Raw genomic sequence first — 17,926 nt, forward strand, 5'->3', positions numbered from 1 at the left:
TCTGAGGACTGGAAGGACTTCTCGCGCATCGTCCGCCGGGCATTTCCCCGAATGCGAGAGCTACGATTGCCAGCAGTGAGCCGGGGAATGGTCCAACTCCTCTGGGTCGATGACAAGGGCAATTCATTCGATGCCTCGGAGTTGTCCGATGGCACCCTGGGTTTCCTGGCCACTCTCTGCGCCCTTTTCCAGCCGGGTAATGCGCTCGTGGCCATCGACGAGCCCGAGGCGCACCTGCACCCGGATGCGTTGATGCGTCTGGTTGGGGCGGCTCGCTCATTGTCCGAACGGCAGCCCATTCTCCTCACCACCCAGTCGGACACCCTCATCGGCCTGCTGGATGATACGCCAGAGAGCGTGGTGGTGGCCCAGCGGGAGGACGATGAGGCCCGGCTGGTACGCCCCGGGCCGGAGGAGCTGCGGGAGTGGCTCAAGACCTTCAGCCTGCGAGACATGCGCCGGGAATTGGAGGAGTGGAGGCCTGTCTCGTGACGCGCGTCCATCTGGTCACCGAGGACCGGACTGGCGGTGGATTGGCGGCTGTCCTCCACGCGGAGGCCGAGCACCAGCGCCGGCTGTGTGGAAAAGCACGCTTGCAGTTCTCCAGGCCCAGCACCGTCAATGGCAATGCCGAGCTGCTCAAGCAGTGCGAAAAGTATGAGTTGTTTCGCTTCAACTACTCGCCACGATGCGACCACGTGTTCTACGTCATCGACGCGCGCAATGCGTGGGACCTGCCCCAGCTCGGGGTGCAGGCACCTCCTCCCCCCCTACGAGCAGAATTTCCCCTCCTTCATCGACATCATCCGCAGCAGGATGGCTGGAATCGCGCGTGGTTCCCGAACGGAGCAGCAGTGGGCGGGGATTCATGAGGGCTTCCATGCACACGTGTTGGTATGGGAGCGAGAATCGCTCATCCTTCCGGTCGCTGACCGGCTAGGCTTGGGCAAAGCCGTGATGGATGTCTACTCCGCGCGTCGCGCCGCCGAGGCTGTTGGAGAACTGTTCCGTGGCCTCGGCAAGCGCCGCAAGTACGACAAGGCCATTGATGGCCCGGAGTTCCTCCAGCGTATTGCCGATGACATACAACTTCGCACCATCGTGATTGAGAGCAACCCCAGCCTCCGCTCCATCGTCGAGGAACTGGTCTCGCTCTGACTCGATTTTCGCCATTTGGGGCCGACCGAGCTGCGTTACACAGGCTGGCCCAGGTCCACCTCGTCGGGCAGCTCATTCTCGTCGCGGGGGCCAGCGGACGGGAAGTGCGCGGCGAGCCGCTCGCCAATCTCCTGGATGCCCTCCACCAGCCCGGTGGTGAAGTCTCCGGCCTGGAAGTGTCTGGCGAGAATTCGTGACACGTGCTCCCAGAAGTCCTGTCCTACCCTGGCGTGGATGCCTTCATCCCCGATGATGGCGAACCGGCGCCGCGCCGGGACGACGAAGATGAGCACACCATTGCGCTCGCGCGTGGCCGTCATCCCCAGCCGGTGGAAGGCGCGCTCGCCCGCGCGCCTCACGTCTCCCCAGAAGAAGGGGACGAGCGAGACGCGGATCTCCCCCGAGCTTCGCCGCTCGGCGGCCCGCAGCGCCTCCTCCACCCGCGGGACCTCCATCCGCTGGAGGATTTGCCTTCGAGTCATCGGCCCCATGTGTGTTCCGCCTCCTCTCACCAGGAACCACTCGCGCCTCCGCCGCCCGAGCGCCCACCGCCTCCGCGGAATCCGCCGCCCCCTCCGCCGCGCCATCCACCTCCCGAGCCACCCCTGCTCATGATCTGGAAGAGCAGGAAGAGCGCCATGCGCGGGTGGGTGACGAGGAACACGAGCAGGAACAGGCCCAGCACCCCGAGCAGGATGAGCTGTCCCGTTCCGAGAGCGGGGAGGGAGGGGCGGACGGTGGGCCCGGCGGGCGGGGGAGCGGTCTCTCCGCCGAGAGCCCCCAGCAAGGCCCCGGCGGTGGCGCTTACCGCCCCATCCGGATCCCCTGCCCGGAGCCGGGGGATCGCCTCCTGCTGGATGAGCCGCGAGGCGATGGCATCCGGCACCACCGGCTCGAGGCCGTAGCCCACCTCGATCCGGAGCCGGCGATCCTTCGCGAACACGAAGAGCGCGGCGCCATCGTCTCGCCCCTTGCCGCCAATCCCCCACGCCTCGAAGGTCCGTGCGGCCCACTCCTCGAGCGGGACGTCCCCGGTGCTCTCGCCAATCCAGACAATCACCTGGCGGCCCGTGTCCCGCTCGTACCGCTCGAGCCGTGCATCCAGGGCGCGCCGCGTCGGCTCCGAGAGGAAGCCCACGGTGTCGGTGACCCACCGTTCCGGTGCCGGAGGCGGCTGGAACGAGGCCGCGAGCGCCGCGAGGCCCAGAAGGATGGCGGCCAGTCCCGCCCCTCGCGCCTTCGTGTGCACGGCCTAGAACCGTACCTCGGGGGCTGTCTTCGCCCCTGGCTCCGCCTGGAAGTACGGCCGTTCGGCGAATCGGCGGCCGAAGAATCCGGCGAAGAGGACCGTGGGGAAGCTGTTGCGCCGGGTGTTGAAGGCCCGCGCCGCCTCGTTGAAGCGCATCCGCTCCACCGCGATGCGGTTCTCCGTTCCCTCCAGCTGCGCTTGCAGCTCGCGGAAGTTCTCCGTCGCGCGCAGCTCGGGGTAGCGCTCCACCGTCACCAGCAGCCGCGACAGCGCGCCCGAGAGGTTCTGCTGCGCCTGTTGGAACTGCTGGAAGGCCGCGGGCTCCTCGAGCAGCTCCCTGCTCGCCGTGAGGCTCACCTGGCTGGCCTTCGCCCGCGCTTCGATCACCTGGGTCAAGGTCTGCTGTTCGAAGCTGGCGGCGCCCTTCACCGTGGCGACGAGGTTGGGCACCAGATCCAACCGGCGCTGGTACACGTTCTCCACCTGGCCCCACTGCGCGTCCACCGCCTGCTCGAGCCGCACCAGGGAGTTGTACGAGCCCACCGCCCCCAGCCCGAGAAGCACCAGCAGCGCCACGAGACCCAGCCCCAGCCACTTGCCCACGTCTCACCCCCTGCCTGGCAGCCAGGCAGCGATGATCCTTCAGGACAAGGTAGTCACCGCCGTGACGAGCGAGCAGCCCCGCCGGGTGCGGTCACGTACGCCAACACCCGGCGCCTGCCTCCACACCAGGCACAGGCCAGGACGTCCACGGCTTTCCGTGCGGCGCAGCTGCCTGGCCCCATCCACTCGTGGCGTCCGCTCCTTGCTCGGCTCCGCCTTCGGTGTTGCCTCAGGCGCTGGGCTCGCCTTTTCACCTTCCGAGAGAGAACGTCAACCCTCCAGTGTGGACGGGTGACTTTCGATTCAGTCCGAGGAAAAATGTCGGCCGACACTATGGTGGTGAACGCCAGCTCGCCCAACACCCCGGGCCTCCGGAAGTTGCAGGAGCCCGAGCAGCTCACCGCGCTCCTGCGGGCGGTGAAGGCGCGCCTGGAGCAGGTGGCCCCGGGCAAGCCCCTCTTCCTGAAGATCGCCCCGGATCTCACACCCGAGGACGGTGGCAGGCTGTCGAGCAGAGGAGAGGGCCAGTCCAGGGCGGACCTACTTCAGGCGACAGGCGGGACTGGCGAGGACTGCCCCGTGGATTTGAGCGACCCTCAGCGGATGCGGATGGCGTCGGCGATCAGGTAACCGGGCGCACCGGACCAGCGCGACAGCACCACCCGATTCCAGCCCGCGGTGAAGCAGTACTGGCCCAGTTGCACCCAGCGATCGTTCAGATTGGGGTCCTGCATGTTCATGACCGCCGTGCCCGCGTGCTGGTTGCTCGCGTTGTACATCACGAAAGGCGCGGCCGCAGTACGGCTGGTGTTCCCGTTCCACCAGGCATCCACGTACTTGCACGCGTTGGCGGGCAGGTAGAATTTGAAGGAGAAGGCGTCCGACTCACCCGTGGCGCCGTTGTTGGTGGTGTTCGTGTAGTAGTTGGAGCCCCAGCGCTGACCCGAGTAGCTGGAGACTGCCCACCCCGCGGGCACGGAGACCTGGGCACGGCTGCCGTCGTTGTAGTTCGCATCGCTGTCCACGATGAGCGGCAGACGGGTGTCGAGCTGTCCGCCCCAACGCCCCATGAGGGCCCGGTACTCGCGCTGCTTGCCCTGGACGCGCGGGGCGCAGTTCGTGTCACCCGTTCCCCAGTTCCCGGCCGTCTCGTTCGCCGTCCAGCCCCACTGGAGGATGGCGTTGGCCCGCCAGTTCACGTCGCCCGCGAAGCGATCGTTGTAGAACGACCGAGCCTTGCTGATGCCGTCCGTGGTGCCGTTCTCGAAGCCGTTCTCCTCGATGACGATGGGCTTGCCATAACGGTTGCGCGCGCGCCACAGGTCATCCATCTGCGCGTTGCCGTTCAGCGTCGTCCCACAACCGTCATACATGTGGACGGTCATGTAATCGATGTTGGCATCGTTGTAGATGGCGTCACGCAGGGTGTCGTTGGCCACCGCCCAGCTCGAGCTGATGAGGCCCGTGGTGATGAGGTGCGTGGGATCCGCCTGGCGGATGGCAGCCGCCATGTTCTTGTAGAAGTTGGGGATCCACCACTGAGTGGGATCGGTGCTGTTCACCTCGTTGGCGATGTCCCACGCGAAGATGCCCGGATGGTCCTGGAAGGCGCCCACGATCCGCAGGACGGTCGGCTTGTAGTAGGCGCCGTAGCCCCAGTCGATCCAGCTGTCGTTGAGCATCACCAGCCCGTCGTCGCGCCGGGCGTAGAACCCGGTGGCGACGTCTTCAAACCACGGGTTCGGCCGGCCGTCCGCTCCCCACGCGTGGCGGACAGGGTTTTCCTTGGTGTCGTAGCGGTTGCCCTTCTCCCAACCCCAGACATCCTGATAGTAGTTGTGGGCCAGCGCGACCGTGACCCGGAGATAGCGCTTGTAGGCCTCGTCGACGACATAACGCAGGCGTGCGATGACGTCGTTCGTCGTGCACGGATCGTGATAGACGCCATCGAAGGTGTAGCAGGTCTGCGCGTCGTTCGGGAGGAACACGCGAACCTGCTTGACGCCCGAGGCCGCGGCGTAGTCCAGCTCTTGCTGGACCTGCCACGCGGGCATCCACACCAACTGCGGGATGTTGGCACCCACGTGCTTGAACGGCAGTCCACTGACGTAGAAGTCCGCCCCGCGGCGACCTACGACCATGCCCGCGCCATCTCCGGCCTCAGCGTCCGATGACACGCCCGCAAACACGAGGGCCGCGGCCACGCCGCAGCGCCCGGCTGCCTTCATGAACTTGTTCATTTGAGTTGTCCTTGATGACGAACGGCCGGCACGGGGGAGCCTTCCCCCTCCAACGCCCACGCGTGATGAATGGGTTCTAACGAAGGCGAACCTGGAAAACAAGCAAAAACAGCCTGTCGTTTATTGTTTGTAAATTTATTCCTGTCAGTTGTTCTGGTTAAGAGGGGGTTGAACAGGAGCACTCAGGAGAGGCGGCGGAGCATGAGTCGCATCATGCCCAGAAGGATAAAGGCTTCGGAGGACTCCTCCTCGCTACGCAGAGGGAAAACGTAGCTGCAGAGGGAGAAAACGGGTGTTTTCGGAGGACCCATGGAGCACGAAGGTTCGCGGAAACTCCTTCGGTGAGTCCCCCTGGCTTGAGCTGTGATGGCGTCCCTGCCGCAGATGGTGCCGCTCGCGATGAGGAGCCTGGAGACACCAACGTCATTCATTTTTCATACAACCCGGCCGCCCACAAGTGCGTCGGTTTGTTGGTCAGGAAGGGCCCCGCGCAGAACCCCCGGGGAATGTGAATGGGTGCGGAGCCCTGACGGGCCTGCTGCCCTTCAGACGACGCGGCGCAGGTGCAGGAGGGGGAACGGACGACCCGCATCGTCCGTCTCCGAGCGTCCGACGACCTCGAAGCCGAGGCGGGCGTAGAAGGCCCGTGCGCCGGGGTTCTGCTCGTTGACGTCCACCGTCAGCACCGGATGCAGGGCCGCGGCGTGGTCCACCAGCGCCCGCCCGAGTCCGCGTCCGTGAGCGTCCGGATGCACGAACAGGCTGTCGATGTTGCTCCCCGTCATGCCGAGAAAGCCGCACACGGCTCCCCGCTCATCCGTGGCCAGCTCGAACGACGCGGTGGACACGTAGGCCCGGACCTGCGGCCGCAGGGCGTCGATGTCGGCTTCGGTCAGGAAGTGGTGGGTGGCGCGCACGGCCGCCTCCCAGATCTCCAACAGCCGGTGCGCGTCCACGGGCGTCGAAAGGCGGAGGGTCGGGCTCGTCATGGGCTCCACGAAAAAACAAGGCGCTCGCCGGATCCTTGGAGTGCATCCGGCGAGCGCCTCTCAACGCACCGTGACCGCACGGCGCGTGAATTAGTTTCTACACCAACATTCACTCGGATTGCACGTCGAGCGTCCCCCCCACGGTGCTCACCTCGACGTCGTGCTCGCCATTGCCGTACTTCTTCTTGGTGGAGCCCAGGCTGACGTCACGCCCGTTGAAACGGCCGCCCACCGAGGAGAACGCCACGTTGGCGCCCGCGCCTCGTGGCAGCTTCAGCTTCACGTTGCCGGACACGGTGCTCACCTCGGTGTCCGCGAGCGACTCGGGAACCAGCTCCACGTTGCCACTCACCGAGGCCACCTCGAGCTTGCCCCGCGAGCCCTTCACCGACACGTCACCGGCCACCACCGACACCTCCTGCTCGCCCACCACGCCGGACACCTTCACAGGCGCGTTCACCGAGCTCGCCTCCAGAGACGAGTCGCGCGGCACCTTCACCACGAAGCGCGCCTCCGGCGGGTTGTTGCAATTGGACAGCTTCTTCGAGCACGAGCCGCAGCACATGCGCACCGTCACCTCGTCCCCGTCCTGCTCAACCTGGAGGGGGTACTGGGCGCGCTCGGCCTCGCTGCCCTTGTGCGTCACCTCGACGGATACGGTCTTCCCGTTCACTGCGTCCACCTGTATGGAGCCGTTGACGTTGGAGACGCTCACCTTCGGCGTGCCATCCGTCTCGAACTGCCAGGACTGCGGGGCGGGCGTGGCGGCAAGGAGTAGCAGCAGGGCGAGATTCACGGCGGAGGCCTCGTGGGAGAAGGTTGTCCCCCTCCCCTACGGGCCCGCGGGAAAACGATTTCAACCCATGGGAGCACCAGGATGCGGCTCGAGCAAACGGATGGGACACGCAGGTGGGTAGCGATGCTGGGAGCCGCCCTGCTCGCCACCGGTTGTGTCTCACTGACAGCACCCACGGGAGCAGGTGGCCTCCGAAGCCCACGCGCCCTTTCGAGCGCACACGCCACCTCCCTCTCACTCGCCGCCCTGGAGACAGGAGAGGGCTGGGGCGAGGCGACCAGGAACAAGGTGCCCCTCGGGGGAACGACTCTCCAGGAGCCCTCGACCTGTGGAGGCCAGACGACACCGCCGGGTTGGCCCGACTTCTCCTCCGGAGAGGACGCGCTCCTGGCTCCCTTCCTCACCTGCGCATCCCCCGCCGAGTACGTCGCGTTGCAGCGGCGCGTGGACATGACCCGGCTGGTGGAAGCACTGGACGACTGGAACGCGGTACGGCTGGGCGCCCTGGGGCCCATACGCGAAGAAGCCGCCCCCCTGCTGCAGCGCAAGCGCGCCGCCTTCCTGGTAAGCGCCACCGAGCGCTACGGACCGTTCCACGCCGAGGTGTTCGCCCTCTTCGTGCTGCACTCGGCCCACGACGACGAAGTGGACGCGGTGCTGCGATTGCTGGCCCGGGACAAGCTGCTGGGGCAGACGCTGGCCCTCATGCCCGCCGTGCGCGAGGAGTTGGAGGCACGGGGCCTTCCGCTCTCCCACTACCCGGAGCGGGCCGAGCGGTCCGGCGATGTGCTGCGGGGCATGGGCCGCGCCGCTCGCGACGCGCTCGCCACCAGCCAGTTCGTGGATGGCGCACGCTACATGGAGATGACCGGGCGATGGGCGCAACTGCCACCGCCCTACCAGCAGGCCGCTCGCGAGGTGGAGCGGGCGCTGGCGCTGCGGCATTTCTCCGAGGGCAACGTAGCGCTTGGCTCCTTCGACTCCATGACGTTCGGGGTCCCCCTGGGCTTCTATTACCTGGTGGCGGGCACGAGCCAGGGAGCCGCTTCGCTCCTCGAGGGCCGCTATGAGCAGGCCTCGCGTGAGCTGGCACCCGCTACGAGAAGCGTGTCAGTGAGCTCCAACAGGGCAAGGCTGCCCAGGGGCCACTGCACTGGGCACCCTACGAGCAGATGAGGGGGTGGTTCGCCCGGGGGCTGGCCTTCGAGCGCTTCATGGTGGCGTTGCTGGAAGCAGACTCCGCCCTGCCCCGTGCCCAGCGCCGCTTCCTCGGGAGCTTCAACAAGCCTCGTGTTCTGAGGAGCGTGGGCGTGAAGAAGCCGGAGAGCGGCCTGCGCTACGCGGACGTGCTCATCATCGAGGAGGGCGAGCTCACCGGAAGGACACCTCGCCTCGAGACATTCAGCTTCAAGAGCCGGGACCTCTCGGAATTGAACCCAAAGACGTTGAAGGCACAGATGCTCGAGGATGCAAAGGAGGCCCTCCTGAAGTACGGCGGGACGCTGGACATCCGCCGGGACTCCCTCCAGCCTCTTCTCCGCGAGGGCAGTCCGGTGCCCGTCCAGCGGGTCCGCCTCATCTACGAGGGCGGCGAACTCAGGCCCAAGGACACGAACGTATTGAACAGAGTGGTGAATCAGCTCGAAAGTGAGATTCCAGAGGTGGAGGTGTTGGTCCAATGAAGCCGTTGGGTATGTACGACTCGAGAGCTGAGGACTGCCTTTGGTTCACTTTCGACTGTACCTTCGACCAGCAGTCGGCACCGGAGCGTGAGCTGGAGCCCTTCCTCCAAGCGCTCGAAGAGCACGCCGACGGGTGGATGCCGGACATCGCAGAGGGCACGCGGCGGCGCAAATACTCTCGTGCCGCCCTCTGGAAGGCTCTCGCGGAGGGACGCAACGGAAACAGCACGGATCTCGGGCTCTACCGTACGACCTGGCCCGCGTTGGACATGACCCTCTGGCTCAGACATCCCCCCCGGCCTCCCGAGCTCCACATCTCAATCAAGGTGAAGCCGCTCTCCTTCTTCTCGGAGGCGGAGCGCTGTCTCCACTTCGTGGAGATGGTACGCGCCTGGGCCTGCCGCTACCCGGTCTCCCACGCCAAGGCCCACAGCACGGATGACACACACTTCACCGGTTCTCCCCACTTCGGCTGTGACAAGGAGATCTGGCACAGGGACGGTTTCGACAAGGTCTACGAAGTATTCTGGCTCAACGTCTTCGGCCCCAAGCTGGTGGAGAGCATCGGCCGCGAGCGCGTGCTGTCCACTCCAGCCTGGCGGGTGGAGGAGTTGCCCAACGGCTGCGTCCTCATGGTGATGCGGCCCACCGTGACGGACTTCGCCAGCAAGGAGGCACGCCTCGCCCAGGCCCGAGCCCACGTGCACCTCCGGCCGGACCTGGACTTCGACACGGTGCTACGCACCTTGCGCGAGCGCAGCGCCATGCTCGCTCCCGTGGAGCCCCGCTTCCCTCCGGACCTGGCACCGCTCCTATCCCGTGTGGTGGATGACGTCGCCAGCCACGAGCGTCAGCGGAAGATCGTCGAGCTCAACGCCTGGCGGCCACCCGAGCCCGACGAATGGCGTCCCGCCAGCTCCGCCCTCCCGCCGGACGTGGACAACCTCGAGCGCGCCCTCGAGCACTACAACACCCTCGCCGAGCACCTCGTGGCCCTGTTGCACACGAAGGTCCCTTCCGTCTTCGAAGCCACGCCCGAGTCGCTCACGGACGTCGACTTCTTCTTCTGGCACGAGGAGTTCCCCACCAGCCGCCTGCGAGAAGCCATTGAAGAGCGCGCGGTGCCCGCCATCGGCGCGTACCTGGGCGAGGTGCTGGTGCGCCACCTCGGGGGCCGGTGGATACCGCGCCAGAAGCTCGAGGAGGCCCAGGTGCTCGTGGGCCACCGTGTCTGGTTGCCCTTTGTCCGGGCCCGCAACTACATGCGCTCGCGCCAGGCCCTGTTGGACCATTCGCTCACCTGGCTCTACCGCGTGGCCGAGCGGCACCGTTGATCGGTACCACCAGCCGCCTCGCGGTCACCCGCCCCGCGCGACCCGCCGGTACAGCACGTCGTGCCGGCGCACCAGCCGCTCCAGGGACAGCTCACGCTCCACGAAGGCACGGGCCTCGGCGCCCATGCGGCGGCCCAGCTCCCGGTCCGCCAGCAGCGTGCAGAAGGCCTCCGTCATCGCCTGGGGCCGCAGCGGCGGCACCACCAGGCCTCGAACCCCGTCCGCCACCAGCTCCGGGTTGCCGCCCACCCGCGTCACCACCATGGGCAGCCCCGCCGCCATGCCCTCCATCACCGCGTTGGACATGCCCTCGGCCGTGGAGCACAGCACCCCGAAGTCCGCCCGCGCATACACGGCCGGTACGTCCGCCCGGTGTCCCAGGAAGTGCACCGTGTCCGTCAGCCCCAGCGAGCCCGCCAGCTGCTCCAGCTCCGCCCGCCGCGGACCATCCCCCACCAGGAAGGCGTGCAGCGTTTGTCCCTTGAGGCGCACCATCGCCAGCGCCCGCAGCAGATCCTCCTGCCGCTTCACCGGGTGGTTCATGTTCGCCACGTGCACCACCACCGGCGCGCCCCGCGTGTCCGGCAGCGGGGCCTTCAGCCCCTCGCGCATCCGCGCGTGGAAGCGCGTCAGATCCAGGCCGTTGGGGATGACGGACACCCGCTCCGGCGGCAGCCCCTCCTCCTCCACCAGCATGCGGCGGATGGCCTCGGCGTTGCCCACCACGTGGTCCGCCATGAGCGTGAGGCTGCGCAGCAGCGCCCGCCGCGCCGTCCCGTGCCAGTGCGCCAGATCCAACCGCCCGACGATCACCTTCGTCCCCGCCATCTTCGCCGCGGGCACCACCAGCATGGTCGAGTAGAAGTCGTGCGCGTGCACCAACTCCACCCGCTGGGTGCGGAACCACCGCGCCAGCCGCAACACCTGCAGCGCCGAGTTGGGCCGCGCCAGCGAGCCATTCAGGGGGAACACCTCCGGCGCGAAGCCGAGCTTCAGCACCGACTCCATCAACGGCCCCTGGTCCTGCAGCACCGCCAGCTGCACGCGGTAGCTGGGCGGCAGGCCCCTCAACAACTCCACGACCTGGACTTCCGTGCCTCCGATGTGGAACGACTTGGTGAACTGCACCAGGCGCAGGGGTTCCTCCGCCATCCGTACTTCTTCACGCCGCATGGTTGGAGCCCTCCCAGCTCGCGACCAGCCGACCCTTGACCTCTGGAACCTTCGACGACTCCTCCGCCTCCTGCGCCCGGGCGATGCGCTGCGCGCAGGCCGCCAGGCCGAACAGCACGTACAGGTGCGCGGAGAGGATGTAACCGGCGAACAACTGGCAGATGAGGTAGCCCGCCATGGAGGCCGCCAGCCCTCGGGCCAGCCACCCCACCCGCGGGTTGCGCGAGGCCTCGAAGGCACCTCCCGTCGCGCCTCCGGCGAACAGCAGGAAGAGACCCAGGCCCAACCAGCCCAGCTCTCCAATCACATCCAGGAAGACGTTGTGCGCCACGTAGGCACGCGTGGCCTGGGGCGGCGCGTACAGGTGCCAGGCGTAGCGGAAGGCCCCCACGCCCACGCCCAGCAGCGGCTTGTCCAGGCTGATGCGCGACGTCACCTGCCACGCGTACACGCGGCCCATGGCCGAGGCATCCTCATGGAAGGTGGCCACCGTCTGGTTGCGCTCCCAGTAGCTCTTCGGCGCGAACACCACCAGGCCCAGCGCGAGCGCCACGCCCAGCAGTACCGAGCGCAGCTTCCTCTGCTCCCGCATCGCCCACAGCGCCATGGCCACCGCCAGGCCGATGAAGCCACCACGCGAGTAGGTGAAGACGATGGCCACCACCGCCATGGCGATGGCCACCGCGCACGCCGTGCGCCACAGCCAGCCGCTCTCCTTGCGCGCCAGGAAGGCCACCGCCAGCGGCACCACCAGCGCCAGGTTCATCGCCGAGCGGTTCGGGTCCGCGTACACCTCCACCCAGTGCGCGCGGTAGCCCTCCACCAGCGTCTCGGGCGTGCCGGTGAAGTAGGTATGGATGACGCCCTGTGACGTCACCATCGAGGCCACCACCAGCGCCCCACACACCACCGCCAGCCTCCTGGGCGTGGTGACCACGTTCACCAGCGTCAGGTAGATGGCCGTCAGCTTCAGCAGCTCGACGGCCGTGAACCGGCTCACCTCCGGGTTCACCGACCACATCACCGAGGCCAGTGCCAGCCCCGCGAAGCACAGCAGCGCCACCCCTCGCAGACCATCGAAGTAGAGCGGCTCCGCGCGCCCCACCCGCCTCAGCGCCATGAACCCCGCCGCCAACCCCGATGTCAGCAGCGCCAGCCGCAACGGCGCCAGCGCGGGTATCCATGCCTGCGGCACCATGTACAGCAGCGCCGCGAAGGCGGTCAGCGCATAGAAGGACACCACGTCCCGGCGTTCCGCCTTGTCGCCCAACCCCATCCCGTCCTCCTCCCGCCCAGCCCGGAAGTACCTTCCGTTCGTCAGCTCGGAAACACAGGCTTCATGGGTACGGCTCCATGAACGCCTCTATCCGCTAGCAGCCAACATGCCAGCGGCTCATGCTGGCAAAGGCTCGTGGATCCAGGCCCTTAGCGCTCAGGGGGGGCGGTACCCACGGGAGGTGGGACTGAAAGGATTACGGCTCTCCGCCTTCGATGGGCAGGAGAACGGAGGCGATGGGATTCAACCTACCCTCCTGGAGGAACGACGGAGCAAGCTCCTCCAACAACCGGGCAAGCGTCGCCCCCACCAGGCGGCGCAGCTCCGGCCGCGCGGACTCGGGCACCGCCGGCTCCAGCACCGCCACCGCGCGCTCGGCCACGTCCTTTCGCAACCGTGGGGCCTCCGGAGTGCCCTCGAAGAGCAGCGCGCCCAGCTCGTCCCGCCGTGCCGAGGGCACCGGCCTCGGTCCCACCTTGCCCTCCAGCAGGGCCAGGGCCACGGCGGCGGCGAAGAAGCGCTCCACGCCCAGTACGCGCGGATCCACGCCGAAGAGCGCCAGCACCTCGTGCGCCTTCTTCTCCGTGCCGCCCAGCAGCGCGCCCAGCAGCGCCACCTGGGCCTCCGCGCGCGCCAACACCTCCTCGCTGGCCGCCAGCTCGCGCCTCGAGCGGAAGGGCACCGGCTCCGCCCCGGGCACCTTCAACGTGCGGCGCGGGCGCTTGCGGCGCAGGGCCTCGACGGCGGTGGCCTCCTCCGTGAAGAGCAGCGGCATGCCGTCCACCTGCGCCAGCGGCTGCTTCATCAGCCGGTCCGCGCGGAACTTGAGCCCCAGCGTCAGGGAGAAGCCCACCTGGAAGACGCGCCGCGTCTCCGTGTCGCGCACCACCTGCGCGGCCCGCCCGGGGTCTCCTCCCGTCAGGTGCTCCAGGCCCAGCAACAGGTAGTCGCGCACCATCTCGCCCACGCGGCGGATGGCGTCCAGGTTCCCGGGGTCCTCCACCTCCGCCACCAGCGTGGCGTTGGCCAGGTAGCGCAGCTCGCCCTCCAGGTTCTCCCGCTCCACGTCCTCCAGGGCCCGGAAGGCGGCGTCCAGGTAGTCCGGCTGCGCCTTGGTGGCCACCAACGCCGCCACGGCCGCTGGCGCCGGCCCGGTCCCCGTGTCCACCCGGCTGAAGAGCCGCGCCGCCTCCTCCAACGAGGGGAAGCCCAGGTCCTGCAACCGCCCCGTGCGGAAGCGGTAGGCCGTCTCCTCCAGCTCGCCCGGCACCTCCCAGCGCGTGGCCTCGAGGAAACGCACCGCCTCGAAGGGGTTGTCCGCGATGAGGTCGTTGAGGATGGAGCGCATGGCCGCCAGCTCCGGGCCCTCCACGCCCTTGAACTCCACCAGGTAGCGGCCCTCGGGCGTCTCCAGCGTGACGCCCTCCACCACCACGTCCGGGTTCTCCTCCAGGTCGTGGATGAGGGTGAACTCGCGCACCAGCAGCTCGAAGACCTCGGCGTCCACCTTGCGCAGCTTGCGCAGGAAGTCCCCGGCCTCGTCCCCTCGCGCGGCGCGCAGCCACGTGAGCACCTGGTGCGACTCCACCTGGTCCTTCTTCCACCCGCCCAGGTCCACGAAGGTGAGGAACTGCTCGGGCGAGGCCAGTTGGACGAGCTCGGTCGAGTCCGCCAGCCCCACCTCCATGATGGTGAAGTACAGGTCCTCCGCGGGCAGCGAGCGCACCAGCGCCCGCGCGTCCCGCGACTCGATGAGGGCATCCAGCCGCCGCTTGGCGGGGAGCGACGCGAGCTGCCGCCGCAGCGTGCTCAGCGCCTGCTGGATGTCACTGCCGTTGCCCTTGCTTCCATTTCCGTTGGACACGGCGCGTGCCTACCACAACGGCGGCACGGCCGGGGGCTCAGGCCGTCAGGGTGTTCAGCAACGCGTCCCACACCTCGTCGAAGCCCAGCTTCTCCGTGGCCGAGAACGGCATCACGGCCTCCCGGGGCAGGGACAGCTCCTCGGCGAGCGCCTGCAGGCGCGGCTTGCGGCGGGCCTTGGGCATCCGGTCGATCTTCGTGGCGACGACGAGGATCTGCCGGTTGGACTCCTGCAGGTAGTCGAGCGTCTGGAAGTCGTCCGGGGTGGGCCCCACCTCGGCGTCGATGATGCTCACCACGATCTTCAAGTCCCGCCGCTTCTCCAGGTAGGCGGTGATCATCTTCTGCCACTCGGCGCGCTCGGTCTTGCTCACCTTGGCGAAGCCGTAACCGGGCAGGTCCGCGAAACGGACGGTGTGGCGCTTCGTGCCGCGCTCCACGTCCACGTCGAAGAAGTTGAGCGCGCGGGTGCGGCCGGGGGTGTTGGAGACGCGCACCAGCTTCTTGCGGCCGGCCAGCGCGTTGATCATGGAAGACTTGCCCACGTTGGAGCGGCCCACGAAGGCCACCTCGGGGGCGGGGCTGGTGGGGTAGCCCTTGGGCTCCACCGCGGTGGTGACGAAACGGGCGTCGAGAATCTTGATCACGCTATTTCTTCTTCGCGGGCTCGGGCGAGGGGCTCTCGGCCCGGGCCGACTTGCCGGTGCGCGCGGCCGACCAGTGGTCGATGGCCTTGAGCGACTCGACGAAATTGAACGGCTTGAGCGACGGGGAGGACGCGTCGTGGCAGTTGCGGCAGGCCTTCTCCGAGGGGTCCACCAGACCCACCAACCGGGCCAGCTCGGCGTCCTTCATCACATAACCAGGCGAGTAGTACTGACCCCGCCGTGGCACGTCTCGCAGGTGACGTGGCTGACGCCCTGCGAGGCCTGGTCCGGCGCGTGGCAGGACAGGCACCGCGCGTCCTTGCGCTGGGCCTCGGAGAGCGAGTCCCCCGCCCGGGCGTGCTTGGACTGCATCCAGGCGTCATAGGCCGCCGGGTGGCAGCCCTTGCAGCTCTCCGGGCCGAGGAAATCGGCGGCCAGGGCGGCGCCGGAGAGGGACAGGGCAGCGAGGGCGAGGGACAGGAGCCAGGAGCCGCGAGCGCGCATCGGCCGGGTCACTAGCAGACGACCCCCCAGGGGGCAAGGCGGAGGTGCGAAACCTGGCGCTCTTGTGACCTCCCGGACGAAGCGGGGGGAGCTTGAGGCGGCGCGGGGGAATCCGTTACACCGGGAGGATGAGAACGATCGCCATCGTCGCCGTGCTCCTCGCCGCCGCGCCCGTGGTGGCAAAACCCTGGCAGGGAGTCGAACCCGGGCAGACCAAGCGGGAATTGCTCATCCAGAAGTTCGGAGAGCCCTCGCGCGTCGTCACCACCGAAGGCAAGGAGATCATCGCCTACTTCGACCAGAAGGCCATCAAGGGCACCAAGCAGGTACAATTCAAGGTGGATCCGGGCACGCAGCTCGTCGAGCGCATCGACGTCTTCCCCGGCCCCGTCATCGACAAGGAGTCGGTGGAGAGCACGTACGGCAACGCCTGCCCGGCGGGCAAGGCACCAGCCGGCCCCTGCTACCAGAAGAAGCTCACCGACGACTTCCGCACCTACATGCTCTACGCGAAGCTCGGGCTGGCCGTGTTCCTCAACGAGGACGGCAAGACGGTGCACTCGTTCATCTTCACGCCCCAGCCGGCCGGGAAGTAGGCCTCGCGCGTGGACATCTATGGACTGACCGGGGGCATCGCCTCCGGCAAGAGCACCGTGAGCCGGATGCTGCGCGAGCTCGGTGCCCAGGTGCTGGACGCGGACGTCATCGCCCGCGAGGTGGTGGAGCCGGGCACCCCCGGGCTCCAGGCCGTGGCCGAGCGCTTCCCCGGCGTCCTGGACGCGGACGGCCGCCTGGACCGGGCGAAGCTGGGCATGCGCGTCTTCGGGGACGCGACGGAGCGCGCCGCCCTCAACGCCCTCCTCCACCCGCTCATCGGCCAGCAGTTCCTCCTGCGCACCCAGGCCCTGGCGGAGTCGGGCGTGGAGCGGGTCATCTACGACGCCCCCCTCCTCATCGAGAACCGGCTGCACGAGGCCATGAACGGGGTGGTGCTGGTGTGGGTGCCCCGCGAGGTGCAGAAGGCCCGGCTGATGGAGCGTGACGGCCTGGACGAGGCGGCGGCGGAAGCCCGGCTGGCCGCCCAGCTCCCACTCGATGAGAAACGCCAGCATGCGACCTGGCTGGTGGACAACTCGGGAGATCTGGGGACAACCCGGGCCCGGGTGGAAGAGGTGTGGCGCGCCATGCTCGCGCGCGGCTGAGGGCCGGGTATGCTCCGCCGCCCATGAGCGAGAAGCGCAAGGAGCCCCGAGGCAAGGCCGGGACGTACTTCATCACCGGCTACCCCGGCTTCATCGGCAAACGGCTGATCGAGCACATCGTCCGCGAGGAGCCCAAGGCCCACGTCTATGCCCTGGTGCAGCCCAAGCACCTCAAGGAGGCGCAGAAGCTCGCCTCCCGGCTGCAGGGCACCGGGGCCACGCTGGAGCTGCTGACGGGCGACATCGTGGACATGCACCTGGGCCTGTCCGGCGAGGAGTACCAGCGGCTGTGCGAGCGGGTGACGCACATCTACCACCTGGCCGCCGTCTTCTACATGGGCGTGCCCAAGGAAACGGCCTGGCGCATCAACGTGGACGGCACGCGCAACGTGCTGGAGCTGGCGCGCGACTGCGAGCACCTGCGGCGCTTCAACCACTTCTCCTCCTGCCACGTCTCCGGTGACCGCGTGGGCGTCATCGCCGAGGACGAGCTGGACTGCGGCCAGGACTTCCGCAACGTCTACGAGGAGACCAAGTTCCAGGCGGAGAAGCTCGTCCAGCGCGCCGCCGCCACCGTGCCCACCACCATCTTCCGCCCATGCAGCGTGGTGGGAGACTCGCGCACGGGGGAGATCGACCGCTTCGAGGGCCCCTACTACCTGGGCATCCTCCTGGTGACGAGCCCGCTGGTGGTGCCGCTGCCCCTGCCCGGCAACGGCGTGGCCCCGCTCAACGTGGTGCCGGTGGACTACGTGGTGAATGCCGTCTGGGCGCTGTCGCACGACGAGCGCGCCGTGGGCCGCACCTTCCACCTGGTGGACCCCAACCCGATGAGCGCCCGCCGCGTCTACGAGCTCATCGCCGAGAAGGCCAACAAGAAGCTGCCCCGCTTCAACCTCTCGGCCCGCGCCGCGGACGTGATGATGCGCCTGCCCGTGCTCGAGAAGCTGGCCCGGCCCCAGCGCGCCGCCCTCAGCTACGTCAACCACCTGGCCATCTACAACTGCCACAACACCCTGGAGCTGCTGGACGGCACCGGCATCCGCTGCCCTCCCCTCTCCTCGTACCTGGATCAGCTCGTGGCCTACGTGCGCGAACAGTACCGCCAGCGCCGCGAGCAGGCCTCCGAGGTGGAGGATCCGCTCGATCGCACCCCCACTCCTCCCCCGGATGAAGAATCGGGCGCCCAGGCCCGTCGGAGCCGCTAGCC

21 protein-coding genes and 1 pseudogene are annotated in these 17,926 nt (G+C 68.0%); 10 read left to right on the forward strand and 12 right to left on the reverse strand.

Annotated features, from left to right (window positions below):
• The 3 genes from Q664_RS07390 to Q664_RS57450 all read left to right on the forward strand — a co-directional run.
• Positions 1 to 492 (forward strand): AAA family ATPase (locus Q664_RS07390; protein ID WP_235216594.1); only part of this gene is annotated, 492 nt, incomplete at its 5' end.
• Complete coding sequence (locus Q664_RS57445; RefSeq protein WP_152621966.1) at positions 489 to 872, forward strand: hypothetical protein; 384 nt, start codon at positions 489 to 491, stop codon at positions 870 to 872. The genes Q664_RS07390 and Q664_RS57445, both read left to right, overlap by 4 nt.
• A 70-nt stretch (positions 873 to 942) precedes the next feature.
• Positions 943 to 1,158 (forward strand): hypothetical protein, encoded by a 216-nt coding sequence (locus tag Q664_RS57450; RefSeq protein WP_160174358.1) that lies wholly within the window; start codon positions 943 to 945, stop codon positions 1,156 to 1,158.
• A 35-nt stretch (positions 1,159 to 1,193) separates the two neighbouring features.
• On the opposite strand, the gene Q664_RS57455 is transcribed toward Q664_RS57450, so the two are convergent.
• Genes Q664_RS57455 through Q664_RS07410 form a run of 3 tightly spaced genes read right to left on the reverse strand, consistent with a single transcriptional unit; the run spans position 1,194 to position 3,010 of the window.
• Positions 1,194 to 1,640, reverse strand: coding sequence for a TPM domain-containing protein (locus Q664_RS57455; RefSeq protein WP_043391480.1), 447 nt, complete (start codon positions 1,638 to 1,640; stop codon positions 1,194 to 1,196).
• 26 nt (positions 1,641 to 1,666) lie between these two features.
• Positions 1,667 to 2,407, reverse strand: coding sequence for a TPM domain-containing protein (locus Q664_RS57460; RefSeq protein WP_043391482.1), 741 nt, complete (start codon positions 2,405 to 2,407; stop codon positions 1,667 to 1,669).
• 3 nt (positions 2,408 to 2,410) lie between these two features.
• Positions 2,411 to 3,010, reverse strand: coding sequence for a LemA family protein (locus Q664_RS07410; RefSeq protein WP_043391485.1), 600 nt, complete (start codon positions 3,008 to 3,010; stop codon positions 2,411 to 2,413).
• 324 nt (positions 3,011 to 3,334) lie between these two features.
• On the opposite strand from Q664_RS07410, the pseudogene Q664_RS62605 reads away from it, so the two are divergent.
• A pseudogene (locus Q664_RS62605) lies at positions 3,335 to 3,640 on the forward strand (hypothetical protein); the annotation flags it as partial.
• Here Q664_RS62605 and Q664_RS07420 read toward each other — a convergent pair.
• From Q664_RS07420 to Q664_RS07435, 3 genes are all read right to left on the reverse strand, one after another.
• A complete protein-coding gene (locus tag Q664_RS07420) occupies positions 3,607 to 5,151 on the reverse strand; it encodes a golvesin C-terminal-like domain-containing protein (RefSeq protein ID WP_160174359.1) in 1,545 nt (514 codons plus the stop codon). The pseudogene Q664_RS62605 and the gene Q664_RS07420 overlap by 34 nt on opposite strands.
• A 644-nt stretch (positions 5,152 to 5,795) precedes the next feature.
• Positions 5,796 to 6,239 (reverse strand): acetyltransferase, encoded by a 444-nt coding sequence (locus Q664_RS07430; protein ID WP_043391493.1) that lies wholly within the window; start codon positions 6,237 to 6,239, stop codon positions 5,796 to 5,798.
• A 109-nt stretch (positions 6,240 to 6,348) separates the two neighbouring features.
• On the reverse strand, positions 6,349 to 7,035 hold the full coding sequence (locus tag Q664_RS07435; RefSeq protein ID WP_235216595.1) for a DUF4097 family beta strand repeat-containing protein: 687 nt from the start codon (positions 7,033 to 7,035) through the stop codon (positions 6,349 to 6,351).
• Between the two features lie 81 nt (positions 7,036 to 7,116).
• Here Q664_RS07435 and Q664_RS56190 point away from each other — a divergent pair, with 81 nt between their 5' ends.
• From Q664_RS56190 to Q664_RS07445, 3 genes are all read left to right on the forward strand, one after another.
• A complete protein-coding gene (locus tag Q664_RS56190; RefSeq protein WP_235216596.1) occupies positions 7,117 to 8,211 on the forward strand; it encodes a hypothetical protein in 1,095 nt (364 codons plus the stop codon).
• Between the two features lie 134 nt (positions 8,212 to 8,345).
• Complete coding sequence (locus Q664_RS60640; RefSeq protein ID WP_235216597.1) at positions 8,346 to 8,717, forward strand: hypothetical protein; 372 nt, start codon at positions 8,346 to 8,348, stop codon at positions 8,715 to 8,717.
• On the forward strand, positions 8,714 to 10,051 hold the full coding sequence (locus tag Q664_RS07445; RefSeq protein WP_043391496.1) for a hypothetical protein: 1,338 nt from the start codon (positions 8,714 to 8,716) through the stop codon (positions 10,049 to 10,051). The genes Q664_RS60640 and Q664_RS07445 overlap by 4 nt, the downstream gene beginning before the upstream one ends.
• A gap of 24 nt (positions 10,052 to 10,075) precedes the next feature.
• On the opposite strand, the gene Q664_RS07450 is transcribed toward Q664_RS07445, so the two are convergent.
• The 6 genes from Q664_RS07450 to Q664_RS62615 form a co-directional block, all read right to left on the reverse strand.
• Entirely contained in the window at positions 10,076 to 11,224 is a 1,149-nt protein-coding gene (locus tag Q664_RS07450) for a glycosyltransferase (RefSeq protein ID WP_043391498.1), read from the reverse strand.
• Positions 11,214 to 12,500, reverse strand: a complete 1,287-nt coding sequence (locus Q664_RS07455; RefSeq protein WP_043391501.1) for an O-antigen ligase family protein — start codon at positions 12,498 to 12,500, stop codon at positions 11,214 to 11,216. The genes Q664_RS07450 and Q664_RS07455 overlap by 11 nt, the downstream gene beginning before the upstream one ends.
• A gap of 196 nt (positions 12,501 to 12,696) precedes the next feature.
• Positions 12,697 to 14,364 carry a DUF6178 family protein gene (locus tag Q664_RS07460; protein ID WP_043391503.1) on the reverse strand — a complete coding sequence of 556 codons (1,668 nt, stop codon included), beginning with the start codon at positions 14,362 to 14,364 and terminating at the stop codon, positions 12,697 to 12,699.
• 37 nt (positions 14,365 to 14,401) lie between these two features.
• Positions 14,402 to 15,010, reverse strand: a complete 609-nt coding sequence (yihA, locus tag Q664_RS07465) for a ribosome biogenesis GTP-binding protein YihA/YsxC (protein WP_043391506.1) — start codon at positions 15,008 to 15,010, stop codon at positions 14,402 to 14,404.
• Between the two features lies 1 nt (position 15,011).
• A complete protein-coding gene (locus tag Q664_RS62610; RefSeq protein ID WP_326938679.1) occupies positions 15,012 to 15,257 on the reverse strand; it encodes a hypothetical protein in 246 nt (81 codons plus the stop codon).
• A complete protein-coding gene (locus tag Q664_RS62615; protein ID WP_326938677.1) occupies positions 15,218 to 15,514 on the reverse strand; it encodes a multiheme c-type cytochrome in 297 nt (98 codons plus the stop codon). The genes Q664_RS62610 and Q664_RS62615 overlap by 40 nt, the downstream gene beginning before the upstream one ends.
• Before the next feature lie 128 nt (positions 15,515 to 15,642).
• On the opposite strand from Q664_RS62615, the gene Q664_RS07475 reads away from it, so the two are divergent.
• Genes Q664_RS07475 through Q664_RS07485 form a run of 3 tightly spaced genes read left to right on the forward strand, consistent with a single transcriptional unit; the run spans position 15,643 to position 17,924 of the window.
• Positions 15,643 to 16,110, forward strand: coding sequence for a hypothetical protein (locus Q664_RS07475; protein ID WP_043391509.1), 468 nt, complete (start codon positions 15,643 to 15,645; stop codon positions 16,108 to 16,110).
• 9 nt (positions 16,111 to 16,119) lie between these two features.
• On the forward strand, positions 16,120 to 16,716 hold the full coding sequence (coaE, locus tag Q664_RS07480) for a dephospho-CoA kinase (RefSeq protein WP_043391512.1): 597 nt from the start codon (positions 16,120 to 16,122) through the stop codon (positions 16,714 to 16,716).
• 23 nt (positions 16,717 to 16,739) lie between these two features.
• Positions 16,740 to 17,924 carry an SDR family oxidoreductase gene (locus Q664_RS07485; RefSeq protein WP_198956241.1) on the forward strand — a complete coding sequence of 395 codons (1,185 nt, stop codon included), beginning with the start codon at positions 16,740 to 16,742 and terminating at the stop codon, positions 17,922 to 17,924.
• Positions 17,925 to 17,926: the final 2 nt, after the last annotated feature.

It is taken from the genome of Archangium violaceum Cb vi76 (genome assembly GCF_000733295.1).
Taxonomy (GTDB): domain Bacteria; phylum Myxococcota; class Myxococcia; order Myxococcales; family Myxococcaceae; genus Archangium; species Archangium violaceum.

Excerpts from the sequence above, each read along its gene's own strand:
- Q664_RS57455 (WP_043391480.1), bottom strand. The coding sequence starts at position 1,640 with ATGACTCGAAGGCAAATCCTCCAGCGGATGGAGGTCCCGCGGGTGGAG.
- Q664_RS07420 (WP_160174359.1), bottom strand. The coding sequence starts at position 5,151 with ATGGTCGTAGGTCGCCGCGGGGCGGACTTCTACGTCAGTGGACTGCCG.
- Q664_RS07430 (WP_043391493.1), bottom strand. The coding sequence starts at position 6,239 with ATGACGAGCCCGACCCTCCGCCTTTCGACGCCCGTGGACGCGCACCGG.
- Q664_RS56190 (WP_235216596.1), top strand. The coding sequence starts at position 7,117 with ATGCGGCTCGAGCAAACGGATGGGACACGCAGGTGGGTAGCGATGCTG.
- Q664_RS07445 (WP_043391496.1), top strand. The coding sequence starts at position 8,714 with ATGAAGCCGTTGGGTATGTACGACTCGAGAGCTGAGGACTGCCTTTGG.
- Q664_RS07450 (WP_043391498.1), bottom strand. The coding sequence starts at position 11,224 with ATGCGGCGTGAAGAAGTACGGATGGCGGAGGAACCCCTGCGCCTGGTG.
- Q664_RS07455 (WP_043391501.1), bottom strand. The coding sequence starts at position 12,500 with ATGGGGTTGGGCGACAAGGCGGAACGCCGGGACGTGGTGTCCTTCTAT.
- Q664_RS62615 (WP_326938677.1), bottom strand. The coding sequence starts at position 15,514 with ATGCGCGCTCGCGGCTCCTGGCTCCTGTCCCTCGCCCTCGCTGCCCTG.
- Q664_RS07475 (WP_043391509.1), top strand. The coding sequence starts at position 15,643 with ATGAGAACGATCGCCATCGTCGCCGTGCTCCTCGCCGCCGCGCCCGTG.
- Q664_RS07485 (WP_198956241.1), top strand. The coding sequence starts at position 16,740 with ATGAGCGAGAAGCGCAAGGAGCCCCGAGGCAAGGCCGGGACGTACTTC.